We start from the raw sequence: 13,330 nt of genomic DNA on the forward strand, positions 1-13,330 counted from the left end.
TCGCCAAGCCCGTTACCAAACCGCCTGATCCGGACGCGCTCCCGAAAGCCCTCAAGGTTGTTGCAGCCGCCAAGGAGGTCTCGCATCCAGACAACTAGGTCGCCGCTCGACGCGCCGAACAGCGCTATCGACTCCTCGGCCATCGCAACCCAGGTCGAGACCCTGAAGTCGGAGACGCTAGCCCGTGCCGTCATCAGCAAATTGGGACTAGAGACCGATCCGGAGTTCGCCAGACCCGGCCTGATCTCCGACATCTCCACCTGGATCAACCCCGGCGTTACGGCTGCGGCTGATCCCCGACGGCGCCGGCAACGGACCGTGATCGAGCGCTTCGAGTCCGCGCTGGACGTCTTTCTGGCCGGGCGCAGCTACGCGGCCGTGATCCGGTTCACTTCGGCCGATCCCGAGAAGGCAGCGCGCATCGCCAACGCGATCTGCGACGCCTACATCGACGACCAGCTGGAAGCCAAGACTGCGGGTTCAACCAGAGCAAACCTGTGGTTTCAGCGCCGGCTCGGCGAATTGAAATCGGAGGCCGATGATGCTGTCCGGGCGCTGGAGGAGTTCTCGAAAGACGACCACGGACAGCCCAACGCGGCGCGGCAGGCCCGCCTGCACGATCTTATGGCCGCAGCCCAAGCCCGCAGGCGCGCCTACGACAGCTTCCAAAGTCTCAGCGGGTATTCGCGGGCCGTCGAACAGCAGACGCTCCCGACGACCGAGGCGCGGGTCCTCACCTGGGCTGAGGCGCCGCTGATCAGAAGCTGGCCGTCGGTCGGGATGATCCTGTTGTCGTCCGTGGCGGCGGGCGGGGCCCTGGGAATGGTGATCGCCTACGCGCGCGAACATCTCGGCGGCACGGTTCGGTCGCGTCAGGGGCTGGAGCGCGACCTGGACCTGCGATGCCTCGGGTTTCTTCCCCCGCTCCAGCAGCGCTGGCGACGCAAGCCGCTGCGGTTCTGGCTCCGCCAACCGACACAGAGAGGCATTCTGCTCGCCGGCGAGAAGGATCCCTCCTGCGCCGGCGAGGCGCTGATCGGGCTCAGGCTCGCCTTGGACGCGCTCCGGGATCCCTCCTCGGGCGCGGTGAGCATAGGGATCACGTCCGCGCATTCGGGCGAGGGCAAGACGACATTGGCCTTCAATCTCGCCAAGTCGATGGCTGACGCGGGCACGCGCGTACTCCTCGTCGATGCCGACCTGCACGGCCTGTCGCTGACGAGAGAGCTCGCCCCGCAGTCGAACAGGGGATTGCCGGAAGCGCACAGAGGGACGTTCTCGCTCGCCGACGTCGAGCCCGTTCCGGCCCTCGGCTTCCCCGTCCTGGCCCAGCCGCTCGACCGCGTTCCTCGGCGGCCGGACGTCCTGAGTTCGCGTCAGATGCGCGAGATGCTCGACGCCGCACGTTCCAAATTTGACTACGTCGTTCTCGATCTGCCCGCCGTCCTCGAGCACGTGGATGCCTGTGCGGCAGCGATCCATCTCGATTTCTTCGTCCTCGTCGCGGAATGGGGCCGCACCAAGATTGCCGATCTTGAGGCGGTGTCGGCTCGGTGCGACCAGATCACCGAGCGGGTCGTCGGTACCTTCGTCAACAAGGTGCCGCGCGGCTCAGGCTGGTATTAGCGGCCCGATCCGGCCGTCTACAGTCCCGCATCTCCCGACTTCGCGATCTTCCCGCCCAAGTCTTAGTTCTCGTCACGTCTTACTCAAGCACTTCCGGAGGTCGCGCCGATGATCTCAAAAGAAGATGGCCGAAAATCCGATCCGATCCGATGGCACGGTAACGGGGCGGTCCGGGTCGCCCGCGACCGGCCGAGTGCCGTCCACCAGCGCGAGGTGCGCGTCGGCGTCGTTGGATGCGGCTATTGGGGCGCGAAGCACGTCCGCGTGCTCAGCGCGACGCCCGGCGTCGCGGAACTCTCACTGATCGAGCGCGACGTCGCACTGTGCGACAACATGCAACGCGTCTTTCCCGGGACCCGGGCCTTCCGCAGCCTGGAGGCAGCGTTGCCGCACGTGGATGCGGTGGTGATTGCCACGCCGCCACAGACCCATGGCGAACTCGCGCTCATGGCAGTGCGCGAGGGCAAACACGTGCTCGTGGAGAAGCCGCTGGTCACGTCTTTGGGCGAGGCCGAATCGCTCGTGGAGGCCGCGCGTCTGTCGGATCGAATCACGATGGTCGGACACACGTTCCAGTTCAATCCCGCCGTGCGCGAGCTGCGGCGGCGGATGGTCTCGGGCGAGCTCGGCAAGATCTACTACATCCACTCGGCCAGACTGAACCTCGGGCTATATCGCCCAGACGTCAACGTCGTCTGGGATCTCGCGCCGCACGACGTCTCGATCCTGAACTACCTGCTCGACTCCCGGCCCGACTCGGTGATGGCGTGGGGCGCTTCGCTCGCCTTCGGAGACGTACACGACCTCGCCTATCTGCGCCTCGAATATCGGGAGCCCGAGGTGACCGGCTACGCGCACGTTTCCTGGCTCGATCCGCGCAAGACCCGGACTGTGACGGTGGTCGGCAGCGAGAAGATGGCGATCTACGACGACCTCAGCGAAGACCGGCTGCGGATCTACGATTGCGGACTGGAGGGCCATCTCGACGGGCCTCCGTTGCACGAGCGACCGCCGGCGTACCGTTACGGCGACATGATCGTGCCCTACATCCGGCCCGACGAGCCGCTCGCACTCCAGGACAAGCATTTCATAGATAGCATCCGCACGCGGACTGAACCAGAGACCGACTGGATGACCGGACTGTCGATTGTCGCGATTCTCGAAGCGCTCCATCAGTCGATCCGGGAGGGCCGGCCGGTGAGTGTGTCGAATTCGTTCGCGCGCTCCCGCCAGGCCAACTGCGCTTCCATGGGGATCTCATGATGAACATCCCCTTCATCGACCTGGAAGCCATGCACGACGAAGTGCGGGACGAACTCGACGACGTTTGGCGCCGGATCAGCCGATCCGGCCGCTTCATCGGCGGCGAGGCGGTCGAAAACTTCGAACGGGAATGGGCGCGTTACTGCAACACCGGCCATTGCGTCGGGGTGGGGAGCGGAACGGCCGCCGTCGAACTCGCGCTGACCGCGCTGGGCATCGGCCGGGGCGACGAGGTGATCGTTCCCGCCAACACGTTCATCGCCACCGCGGCAGCGGCGGTCGCGACCGGCGCCGAAGTCGTGTTCGTCGACGTGGATCCCGCGACCCTTCTCGTCACCCCGGACATCGTCGCGCGGGCGATCACGCCCAGGACCGCCGCGGTGATCGTCGTCCATCTGTACGGCCAAACGGCCGACATGGACGGAATCGACGCGACCGCTTCATCGGCCGGAATTGCCGTCGTCGAAGACGCCGCGCAGGCTCACGGCGCGCTCTGGAGAGGACGCAAGGCCGGCGGGCTGTCGCACCTCGGCTGCTTCAGCTTCTATCCGGGGAAGAACCTGGGCGCCTTCGGCGACGCTGGCGCGGTGGTCACCGACGACGGCGCTCTCGCCGAGAGAATACGCCGTCTGAGCAACCACGGACGCGCGCCCGACGATCCGCACTGTCACGACATCGTCGGCGCCAATCATCGGCTGGATGCGTTGCAGGCGGCGGTCCTGTCGGTCAAGCTCAAGCGCCTAGACGCCTGGAACGCCGGCCGAAGACGGGCGGCCGACGCCTACGCGGCGGCGCTCGCTGGCCTCCCGCTCCGCCTCGTCGAAACGGCGCCGGGAGCATCGAGCAGCCATCATCTCGCGGTGGTGCAAACGCCCTATCGCGACGAACTGCGCCGGGCCCTGGCAGCCGAAGGCATATCGACCAGCGTGCACTATCCGATCCCGTGCCACCAGCAGGCCGCATTCTCGACGGCAAGAGAACGGTCTCTTCCGGTCGTAGAGGCCGCGGCCAGGCGCATCCTGTCGCTCCCGTTGTACCCGCATCTTACGGATGCCCAGATCGGCCGCGTTGCCGACGTCGTCACCCGCGCGCTGCAGAACGTCGCCTGCGCCGAGCCGGAGGAGGTCCTCGGCGCAGCGAATCCGGATACCGTCGCGGCGTTTTCGCCGACGGTACTCGTCCCATAAGCCGTCGTCGGGAGAACCCGATCATGACATCGCGCCAGCGACTGGCGATCGACGCGTGGACCACCGTGGATCCAGAACGGGAGGCGCACGGCATCCGGTCGCGTCAAATGCGGGCTGGGCCGCGCCTGGGCAAGCGAGCCGTCGACCTCGCGCTCGCGTGTCCGATCCTGGCGCTGTCCTCGCCGCTGATGCTCATGGCGTACATCCTGATCCGGCTTACCAGCCGGGGGCCGGCCCTCATCCGTCAGACCCGCATCGGCCAACACGAACGCCCGTTCGCCATGTTCAAGTTCCGGACTATGCGTCTCGACGCGGACGACACCGCCCTCAGGCGCATGAACATCCTGGAGCTGGCGGGGAATACGGATCCCGGAACGAGCGACGGCGCCTTCAAGCCGGACGCCGATCCGCGGGTCACGAAGGTCGGCCGCCTGCTTCGCCGCTTCAGCGTCGACGAGCTGCCGCAGCTTTTCAATGTGCTGTCGGGCGAGATGTCCCTTGTCGGTCCCCGGCCGTCACTGCCCTGGGAGGTCAAACTGTACACGCCCGCCCAGCGCATGAGACACGCCTGCCTGCCGGGCATGACGGGGCTTTGGCAGGTCAGCGGCCGGAACCGGCTGCCGATGCCGCAGATGCTGCGACTGGATCTCGTCTACGCGCGCTCGTGGTCGCTTTCTCTCGACCTGTGGATCCTCTGCCGCACGCCCGGCGCCGTCCTGTTCGACAGGACCGTCAGATAGCGCGGAAGCACCCGCGGGCGGCAGGGGGCAGAGACGATGGAGGACGACCATGGCCGAGGTCATCGTCGGACAGCCAGCGATGTGGCGGGCTATCGCGCACCATCCGCTAAACAGCCTGTTCTCGTCGCGACCCTGGACCGAGGCGGTGGCCCGGACATATGGCTTCGAGGTGTCGGCCTCGATGCTGAGCGATGGACCCTCGGAAAAAGCCGACGGAGCGCTCCTGTTCTCGCAGATCTGCGATCTCAGAGGCGAGCGGATCGTCTGCAGCCCGTTTTCGGACTATTGCGATCCGCTCGCAGGCGACGTCGAGACTTGGCGCGAGCTCGTCGCCCCGCTGATCGCATCCGGTGTCCCGGTCACATTGCGCTGCCTTCGCAATCAGATTCCGGTCGAGGATGAGCGTTTCACGAAAGTCGGCGAGGTGGCGTGGCACGGCATCGACCGGCCGGAGCTGGAAATCTGGAAGGGGCTGCTGGGTCCGGCCCGCCAGAACATCAGGAAGGCCGAGCGGCAAGGCATAACAATCCGGACGAGCCGGACCCTCGACGACCTGCACGTCTTCTATCGGATGCATTGTCACGTCCGGAAATCGAAATATCGCCTGCTTCCCCAGCCGTTCGCGTTCTTCGAGCAGCTTCATGCCGCGTTCGCGGACGAAGGATTGGCGGTCCTCCTGGCCGAGCTCGACGGCACGGCCGTGGCCGGGTCCGTGTATCTCGCCCACGGCGACACGCTGTTTTACAAATTCAACGCGTCGGTGGACCGCGCCATGTGTCCCAACGACCTCCTTGTCTGGGCGGGCATCAGGCTCGGCCTCGAGCGCGGCCTCAAGCTGTTCGACTTCGGCGCATCCGACCTCGATCAGCCCGGGCTGCTGCGCTTCAAGCGCAAATTCGCGACCACCGAACGGACCATCGTCCGGCTCTCCTGCATCCCGGAAGGCCATCTTGACCCACGCGCGCAATTCGCCACCGGGACGTTGAAGGCGCTCTCGCATTGGCTCACCGACCCCGGCGTGCCGGATACAATCACACAGGCCGCCAGCGCCGACTTCTACCGATTATTCTGCTGAGGAGGCGGATCTAATGGCCAAAATGCCGGCGGTGCGGACCCAGTACGAGAGGGGAACTCTCGACGGTCTTGCCGCCGATACGCGTACCGTGGCCATCGGCATCCTCGCGAGCCGGATCACCGGCTTTGGACGCGTAGCCGTCATGGGGGCCGTGTTCGGACCCACCTATTTCGGCAACCTGTTCCAGTTCTCCTCCACGCTTCCGGTCACCGTTTACAGCTTTCTCATGGGCGTACTGATGTCGGCGTTTCTGGTGCCGCCGCTGGTGCGATGCATTCAGGGAAACGACGTCGCGGCGGTCCGCCGCTTTGCCAACGCGGCCCTGGGCTCGATCACGGCCGTGCTGACGGTAGCCGGCATCGTTGCGCTCTTGGGTCTGCCGCTGCTTCTGGGGGCGGTGACGTTCGGGATCGAGGATCCGCTCGTGCGCGACCGGTATCTCGTGCTCGGCGTCGCGCTCGCCTTGATGCAGATGCCTCAGATCGTACTCTACGGCGTCGTCGGAACCGGGGTCGCCGTGCAGCAGGCGTACGGACGTTTCGCGCTCGCCGCAGCGGCACCCGCGATCGAAAACATCGGGATCATCACGGTCCTGGCGATATCGGCGGCGACGTTCGGCAGGGGCGTGGATGTCGAATCGGTAGGCTCCGGGCAGATCATGCTGCTCGGTCTCGGCACGACCGCGGCCGTGGCGGCACATGCCGGCGTGCAGTGGTGGGGAGCGTACCGGCTCGGCGTCGCGCTGGTGCCTCGGCCCGGCGACTGGAGCGAAACCGAGGTCCGGACGATCCTGCGCCAGGGAAGCTCCCTGATCGGCTATGCCGGATCGTACTGGGCCGCGTTCTTGGTCGCGCTCGTCAGCGCGGGCTCCGTCCCGGGCGGATTGATCGCGTTCCAGATGGCCGCCAATCTCTGCAATTTCCCCGTCACCTTGACCGCTGTCCCGCTTGCGGCGGCGCAGCTACCCCGGCTCTCCGGCAGCCATCACCACGACAGACTCGCCGATTTCCGCAGAACCTACTGGGCCGGATTGCGGCTCCTGATTTTCTTCGCTCTGCCCGCGAGCGTGTTGTTCGCCTTCGTCCCGCATACCCTGGCCTGCGCGTTGGCGTTCGGCGAGATGCGCGGTCCGACCGGCACCGCCCTGCTCGCGGCCTCCATCGGCGGGCTCGGCATCGGCATCGTGGGAGATGCGGCGATGACCCTGATGACGTCCTCCTGCTACGCCCGCAACGACAAATCGGCCCCGCAACGGGCCATGCTGCTGCGCCTGATCGTGATCGGAACGGGCGTGGTCCTCGCCCGCTGGACCCTGGCCGGACCCGAGTTGCTCTGGGCGCTCGGCGCGGCCGTTTCCGCAGGCAACATCCTCGCCGGCGCGTATCTGCACGCCGGGTTGCGGCGCGCCCTGGGAGCGACCGAGCTGCCGGGCGCACTCGGCATCGGCCAGATCGCCATCACGGCCGCAGCCCTCGTGCCGACCGTCGTCGTCGCGAATTGGATCGCCGCCGACGACGCCTCCGCCTTCAGGACAATAGGTGGCACCATCGGCGCTCTCGCGGCCAGCGGCATCGTTTATCTCGTCCTGCATTGCCTTCGCGGCTCGCTCGAACTCGAATTACTATTTCCGATGATTGGCCGATTGCCTCTGTTCGGGTGGTTCTCGGCCGGGCACGCGTACACAACTTCATCGCGGCCGCGCGAAGCGGAGCAGCCGATGGACGAGGGGTGACGGGCAGGCGATGCTGACCGCCGCGATCTTCGGGTTCATCGCCGTGCCGATCGTCGTCGCCCGGCCGGAATATGGTGCCTACGCCATTCTCCTGGTCAGTCCTCTGATCGCGGGGATCGCGCGCGGCCAGCTCGGCTCCATGCTTCGTCCCAGCGAAGTGCTGCTCGCTTTCGTCGCTTTCTGCCTCTGCATCCGCAGCATGCTCCAGGTCCGCCGGGGTCGCGACGAGCGCTCCTTCGACGAGCTGGACACGTCTCTCCTTCTTCTCGTCGCCACCGGTTCGGTCGCCCCGGTTCTGTGGCGCTACGTCCGCGGACTGCCACTTTCCGAGGACGACCTGCTCTACGCCGTCGTGCTGATCAAATACTACGCTCTGTTCCGGGTGTTCCGTTATGCGGTCGCGACGCCGAGACAGGTCGAGGTCTGTCTCGCGCTGTCGGTGCTGTCCGGCGTCCTGGTGGCAGCGGTCGGCCTTCTCCAGGTCGGCAACGTTCTCGGGGTCGCCGAATTCCTGCTCGCCAATTTCGACCAGCCGTTCGAGGGGCACACGGACATCTTGGTCGAACGCGCGACGTCGACGCTGGCGACGGCGTTCGGCCTCGCGGACATCATGGTCATGAACGTCGTCATCGCGCTTTGCCTCGCCCGGACGGCGCGATGGCCCGTCTTCCCGCTCCTCGCCACCCTCGTGCTGCTAGGGGGCTGCATCGCTGCTGGTGAGTTCTCGGGCTATCTCGGACTGGTCGTGGGGCTTCTCGCCTTCGCCTTCGTGACAGGTCGCTTCGACCAAGTGCTGCGGATCGGCATCGCCTGCGGTTGCGTGGCGGCACCCCTGATGCGCCCGGTGATCGCGGTACGGCTCGAAGGTTTCCAAGACCAGGAGCTTCCCTCCAGTTGGGCCGGCCGCTGGAGCAACCTCACGACGTACTACTTCCCCGACCTGTTCGACGGCGGCAACTGGCTTCTTGGCGTCCGCCCCAGCCCGCGCATCGCAGCATTCGAAAGCTGGCGAGAGTGGGTATACCTCGAAAGCGGATATCTCTGGCTGTTGTGGATCGGCGGCATCCCGTTCCTGATCGCCTTTGGCTTTTTCGCCGCCGTATCGCTGAGAATTCTGCGCGATATCGCGCGGCAACGAACCGATGCCATCGGCGCTGCGGCAACGTCCGCGTTCGCGTACCTCGTCTCGATGCTGGTGACGATGCTGTTCGATCCGCATTTGACCTTGCGCGGATCGGCCGACCTGTTCTTCCCGCTGCTCGCACTGTCATCGCTCGATCGTGGCGAGGCCCGGGATCTTCGCGGTTTCGGAACGGCAACGGCGACGCCCAGTCGGCAGAGGGCGTGAAGCACGACGCGAAACACTCGGTCTCCACAGGGAAGCGTGACGATGTCATCCCGACTGCAATCGCCTCCGAACACTCCGGGCGAAGGAGGGCCTGCGCACCCCAGCCGAGCGCAAGGATTGATGCGTCCGGGGCGACGCAAGCCGCGCTCCGTCCTCTTCGTCGTCGAGAATTGTCCGATCCCATTCGACCGACGCGTGTGGCAGGAGGCCTGCACGTTGAGGGACGCCGGGTATCGCGTCTCCATCATTGCCCCGCGCGAGCGGGGACAAAGGGCACGGGAGACGCTGGACGGGATCGAGGTTTACCGCCATCCGGCGCTGCCGGACGCCTCCGGGGCGCTCGGCTACACCATTGAATATGGCATGGCCCTGTTCTGGGAAACCCTATTCGCCTTCAGGGCGCTCGTCGGATCGGGGTTCGACGTGGTGCATGTGAGCAATCCGCCTGACACGTTGTTTCTGGTCGGCGGGCTGTTCAAGGCGGTCTTCGCCAAGAAGCTCGTCTTCGATCATCACGATCTCTGCCCCGAACTCTACGAGGCAAAGTTCGGCCGCAAGGATTTGCCGCTTGGGCTTCTCGCCAAGCTCGAAAGATGGTCGATCAAGGCGGCCGACATCGTGATCTCCACCAACGAGTCCTACCGCCAAGTCGCCATCGCAAGAGGCGGAAAGGATCCGTCACGCGTCTTCGTGGTGCGCAACGGTCCGGATCTGGGGCGCTTGAGGCCCGTGGCGCCGATCCCGGCGCTGAAGAACGGATGTCAGCACCTCGTCGGGTATGTCGGCGTCATCGGGCCCCAGGAAGGGCTGCAGCATCTGGTGCGGGCGGCCGCCTTCATCATTCGTGACTGCCGCAGAAGCGACGTGCATTTCGCCGTCGTCGGAAGTGGCTCCGATCTCGACAACAACCGCCGACTGGCGAAGGCGCTCGGCGTCGGCGATCACTTTACGTTTACGGGGCGCGTCTCGGACCAGGTTCTTCTGGAATACCTCAACACGGCCGATCTTTGTGTCGGATGCGACGATTTCAATGCCTTGAACGACCGATCGACGATGATCAAAATCATGGAGTACATGGCTCTCGGAAAGCCGGTCGTTCAATTCGCGCTGACCGAGGGCAGCATCACCGCGCGCGAGGCCTCTCTGTACGCGCGTCCAGGCGATCACGTCGATTTCGCGCGAAAGATCCTAACCCTGCTGGACGATCCGGCGCGGCGAACCGTCATGGGACAGCTCGGCCGGACGCGGATCGAGCGCGAGCTAGCCTGGGACCGCCAGGTCCCGATGCTGCTCGCGGCCTACGACGCTCTGTGGGCGGACAGCGCCGATTTGGCGCCTGCCGCCGGGGCGTCGTCGCGGTAGCCGCGATGGAATCGAGGAAGACGTCCACCGCGTCGGAGGACCAAACATCATGAACATCTCGCTTTTCGGCTTGGGATACGTCGGCGCGGTCACCGCCACCTGTTTCGCGGAACTGGGACACAGGGTGACGGGAGTCGATGTCAACCGCGGCAAAGTCGACCTGATCAACGACGGCAAGGCGCCGGTGGTCGAACCGGAATTGCAGGACAGGATCGCAGCCGTGGTCGAGGGAGGGATGCTGTCTGCAACGCAGGACGCCGCGGCAGCGATCCTGTCCAGCGACGTCTCCATCGTCTGCGTCGGAACGCCGAGCGACGGCAGCGGGGGCGTCTCACTCGATGCCGTGGAGGAGGTGATGGCGCAGATTGGCACGGCCCTGCGTTCCAAGGGCGGGTCGCATGCCGTCGTAATCCGGTCGACGGTGCCGCCCGGCACGACCGAGTCGCGCTTAGTGCCGATCCTGGAGGCGGAATCCAGGCGCCGCATCGGCGACGAGCTTGAGCTCTGCTGCAATCCGGAGTTTCTTCGAGAAGGCAGCGCGCTCCGCGACTTTTACCACGCACCGTTCAACATCGTCGGAAGCGTTTCCGAAAACGGACCTCTGCTCGTCGAGGAGATCTACCGGGACGTTCAGGCACCCGTCATCCGCACTAGCTGCGGCATAGCCGAAGCGGTCAAATACGTCAGCAACACTTATCACGCCCTCAAGATTACCTTCGCCAACGAAGTCGGAAGCCTGCTGAAGGCGAAGGGAATCGACAGCAGGCGCGTCACGGAGGTGTTTTGCCAGGACCGTCAGCTGAACCTGTCGGGGGCCTATCTTCTGCCCGGGTTCGCCTTCGGCGGCTCCTGCCTGCCGAAGGATACGCGGGCGCTCGTCCGGCTGGGCAGGACGAGCGACGTCAAGCTACCTCTTCTGGAGCAGATTCTGGTGAGCAACGAAGCGCACCTCGAGCGGGCCTACAAGCTGATCTCTGGCAACGGTCGGCGTTCCGTGGCGCTGTTCGGCCTGGCGTTCAAGCCCAACACCGACGATCTGCGGGAATCACCTCTGGTGGCGCTGGCAGAACGGCTGATCGGGAAGGGTTACCCGATTCGCATCTTCGATCGTCACGTCCAGCTTTCGCGGCTGACGGGCAAGAACCGCGATTTCATCGAGCGGGAGATCCCCCATCTGGAGAGTCTCATGGCCCCCTCGCCCGAGTCCGCGATGGACGGCATGGAGATCATCGTCGTCGGCCATGCCGGTTCCGGCGAGATAGCGGCGATCGAGAAGCACTACGACGGGCAGCTCATCGTAGACCTCGCGGGGTCCGGTTCGCTGCAGCGAGTGGGAGGCGAGTCGTACCATGGCATATGCTGGTAGTCCGGCGGAAAGCTTCGGCCGCGGCGCGACGGGGCGCACTCACGTGGCAGACGTGCATCGAGGCGGACATCGCGTTTCCGCCTGAAAGCGCCGGTTTCGGATCGGGTCGGGCGACGCAGCGCCTGTTCGCTGGTTCGGCCGCGCGCAGAGCCACACGATACCTCCGAAATGGACGTCGAAAGGTCGCCCCGACAGCGGGCTGCTGCCTCTTCGACGACGGGACAACTGCGGAGCGATTTTATGACTGAGGCCCGGAGCCGGACTGGCCGGGCGATCGGGAGCCCCATACGTGGATGCGCACGGCCGCGCCGCGTTCGCCGCCGTGGCGGTGGAGGGCGGAGCCCCGGAGAGCGGTGGTCGTAAGATAGCCGTGCGATGCGGAAGGCCGCGCTGGACGGAAACGGGGACCCCACAAGTTCTGCCGCAACGCGGAGCTGTTGCACCATGAGATATGCCGCAGGCCTGACGCGGGGCACTGGCATCGACATCGAAGGACATGCCTATGCGGTCACGTGCCGGGATGCCGCCATCGATCCGGCGTGGGACGCGATGGTCGAAGCGGGCGGAGGCGACCTGGCCCAGACGAGCCTCTGGGCGGCGTCGAGGCAGCGGCTCGGCTTCCGCGCCTGGCAGATCACGGTCGCGACGGCGGGTCGGGAGCTGCAGGGCGGCTGCCAGATGTACGTCAAGCGCCTTGCGCCGGCCTGCTCCGTCGCCTTCGTCCCGCGCGGTCCGTTGTTGTTTGCGGCCGACCCGGACGCGGCGCCCGCGGTGCTTCGTGAGACCGTGGCGCATGCGCGACGGCGCGGGGTAAGGTTCCTGATCGTTCAGCCGCCCGAAGGCGCGGATGCGCTCGAGGATGCGATGACCGGTCTCGGCTTTCTTCCGGGAGTGTCCAGCGTCGCCCCCGAGGCGACGATACGCCTCGACATCACCCGCAGCGACGACGAACTCATGGGTGCGATGAGCGCGATGCGACGCCGCAACCTGCGCAAGGCGCTCCGCTCCGACCTGGAGGTGCGCCAGGACGACGACATCCAGCTGTTCCATCGTCTCCACTCCGCGACGGCGGCCCGCCAGGGCTTCGTGCCGGCCGCCTACGACAATCTGCGGGCGCAATGGGAGCTGCTTGCGCCGACAGCGAACTGCTCCATGTTCATCGGCCGGCACCGCGGGGTCGCCGCGGCCGGGATCTGGATCACGCGCTTCGGGGGCGTCACGACGTTCAAGTTGGCGGGATGGGACGCGGCCGGGCCGGCGCCGCCCTACGCCCCCGACGCGGTGCACTGGGCCGCTATGCGCTGGGCACGGAGCACCGGCGACCGCTTCTACGATTTCGGCGGCTTCGACCGGCATGCCGCCGAGTGCCTCGCCTCCGGCCGCCCGCTGCCGGAGGCCTTCTACCGCTCGCATAGTTTCTACAAGCTGGGATTCGGCGGGACGCCACTGCTGATGCCGCGTGCGCGCTTCCTGCTCCTGCCCCCGGCCGCCCACCTTGCCTTCGGTACGGCGACTCAGAGCCTGCTCGCCAGTCCGAAGGCGCGGCGTCTGACGCAATATCTCCGCAACGGGCGGTTCTCCGGCGCCGTGTCCGCGTCCATCGGGGGCGCCATCTCCAGGAAAGGTTAGGC

The 13,330-nt window shown here is 66.1% G+C and carries 10 protein-coding genes; all 10 read left to right on the forward strand.

What is annotated here, in order from left to right; all coding sequences use genetic code 11:
* Positions 1-822 precede the first annotated feature (822 nt).
* The 10 genes from WDW90_RS40770 (at position 823) to WDW90_RS20700 (ending at position 13,328) form a co-directional block, all read left to right on the forward strand.
* Positions 823-1,626, forward strand: a complete 804-nt coding sequence (locus tag WDW90_RS40770) for a tyrosine-protein kinase family protein (protein WP_431311090.1) — start codon at positions 823-825, stop codon at positions 1,624-1,626.
* Positions 1,627-1,734: 108 nt separating this feature from the next.
* Positions 1,735-2,889 carry a Gfo/Idh/MocA family protein gene (locus tag WDW90_RS20660; protein WP_336489350.1) on the forward strand — a complete coding sequence of 385 codons (1,155 nt, stop codon included), beginning with the start codon at positions 1,735-1,737 and terminating at the stop codon, positions 2,887-2,889.
* On the forward strand, positions 2,886-4,076 hold the full coding sequence (locus WDW90_RS20665; protein ID WP_336489351.1) for a DegT/DnrJ/EryC1/StrS family aminotransferase: 1,191 nt from the start codon (positions 2,886-2,888) through the stop codon (positions 4,074-4,076). The genes WDW90_RS20660 and WDW90_RS20665 overlap by 4 nt, the downstream gene beginning before the upstream one ends.
* Before the next feature lie 23 nt (positions 4,077-4,099).
* The gene (locus tag WDW90_RS20670) at positions 4,100-4,816 is read left to right on the forward strand and encodes a sugar transferase (RefSeq protein ID WP_336489352.1); all 717 of its coding nucleotides are present in this window, start codon (positions 4,100-4,102) and stop codon (positions 4,814-4,816) included.
* A 49-nt stretch (positions 4,817-4,865) separates the two neighbouring features.
* Positions 4,866-5,891 (forward strand): lipid II:glycine glycyltransferase FemX, encoded by a 1,026-nt coding sequence (locus WDW90_RS20675; RefSeq protein ID WP_336489353.1) that lies wholly within the window; start codon positions 4,866-4,868, stop codon positions 5,889-5,891.
* A 13-nt stretch (positions 5,892-5,904) separates the two neighbouring features.
* Entirely contained in the window at positions 5,905-7,623 is a 1,719-nt protein-coding gene (murJ, locus tag WDW90_RS20680; protein WP_336489354.1) for a murein biosynthesis integral membrane protein MurJ, read from the forward strand.
* 10 nt (positions 7,624-7,633) lie between these two features.
* Positions 7,634-8,971 carry a hypothetical protein gene (locus tag WDW90_RS20685; RefSeq protein ID WP_336489355.1) on the forward strand — a complete coding sequence of 446 codons (1,338 nt, stop codon included), beginning with the start codon at positions 7,634-7,636 and terminating at the stop codon, positions 8,969-8,971.
* Positions 8,972-9,166: 195 nt separating this feature from the next.
* Positions 9,167-10,333, forward strand: coding sequence for a glycosyltransferase family 4 protein (locus tag WDW90_RS20690; protein ID WP_336489356.1), 1,167 nt, complete (start codon positions 9,167-9,169; stop codon positions 10,331-10,333).
* Positions 10,334-10,382: 49 nt separating this feature from the next.
* Positions 10,383-11,699, forward strand: a complete 1,317-nt coding sequence (locus WDW90_RS20695; RefSeq protein ID WP_336489357.1) for a nucleotide sugar dehydrogenase — start codon at positions 10,383-10,385, stop codon at positions 11,697-11,699.
* Positions 11,700-12,143: 444 nt separating this feature from the next.
* Complete coding sequence (locus WDW90_RS20700; protein ID WP_336489358.1) at positions 12,144-13,328, forward strand: lipid II:glycine glycyltransferase FemX; 1,185 nt, start codon at positions 12,144-12,146, stop codon at positions 13,326-13,328.
* Positions 13,329-13,330: the final 2 nt, after the last annotated feature.

Source organism: Methylobacterium nigriterrae (genome assembly GCF_037106235.1).
Classification (GTDB): domain Bacteria; phylum Pseudomonadota; class Alphaproteobacteria; order Rhizobiales; family Beijerinckiaceae; genus Methylobacterium; species Methylobacterium nigriterrae.

Excerpts from the sequence above, each read along its gene's own strand:
- WDW90_RS20670 (WP_336489352.1), top strand. The coding sequence starts at position 4,100 with ATGACATCGCGCCAGCGACTGGCGATCGACGCGTGGACCACCGTGGAT.
- WDW90_RS20660 (WP_336489350.1), top strand. The coding sequence starts at position 1,735 with ATGATCTCAAAAGAAGATGGCCGAAAATCCGATCCGATCCGATGGCAC.
- WDW90_RS20695 (WP_336489357.1), top strand. The coding sequence starts at position 10,383 with ATGAACATCTCGCTTTTCGGCTTGGGATACGTCGGCGCGGTCACCGCC.
- WDW90_RS20675 (WP_336489353.1), top strand. The coding sequence starts at position 4,866 with ATGGCCGAGGTCATCGTCGGACAGCCAGCGATGTGGCGGGCTATCGCG.
- WDW90_RS40770 (WP_431311090.1), top strand. The coding sequence starts at position 823 with ATGGTGATCGCCTACGCGCGCGAACATCTCGGCGGCACGGTTCGGTCG.
- WDW90_RS20685 (WP_336489355.1), top strand. The coding sequence starts at position 7,634 with ATGCTGACCGCCGCGATCTTCGGGTTCATCGCCGTGCCGATCGTCGTC.
- WDW90_RS20665 (WP_336489351.1), top strand. The coding sequence starts at position 2,886 with ATGATGAACATCCCCTTCATCGACCTGGAAGCCATGCACGACGAAGTG.
- murJ (WP_336489354.1), top strand. The coding sequence starts at position 5,905 with ATGGCCAAAATGCCGGCGGTGCGGACCCAGTACGAGAGGGGAACTCTC.
- WDW90_RS20700 (WP_336489358.1), top strand. The coding sequence starts at position 12,144 with ATGAGATATGCCGCAGGCCTGACGCGGGGCACTGGCATCGACATCGAA.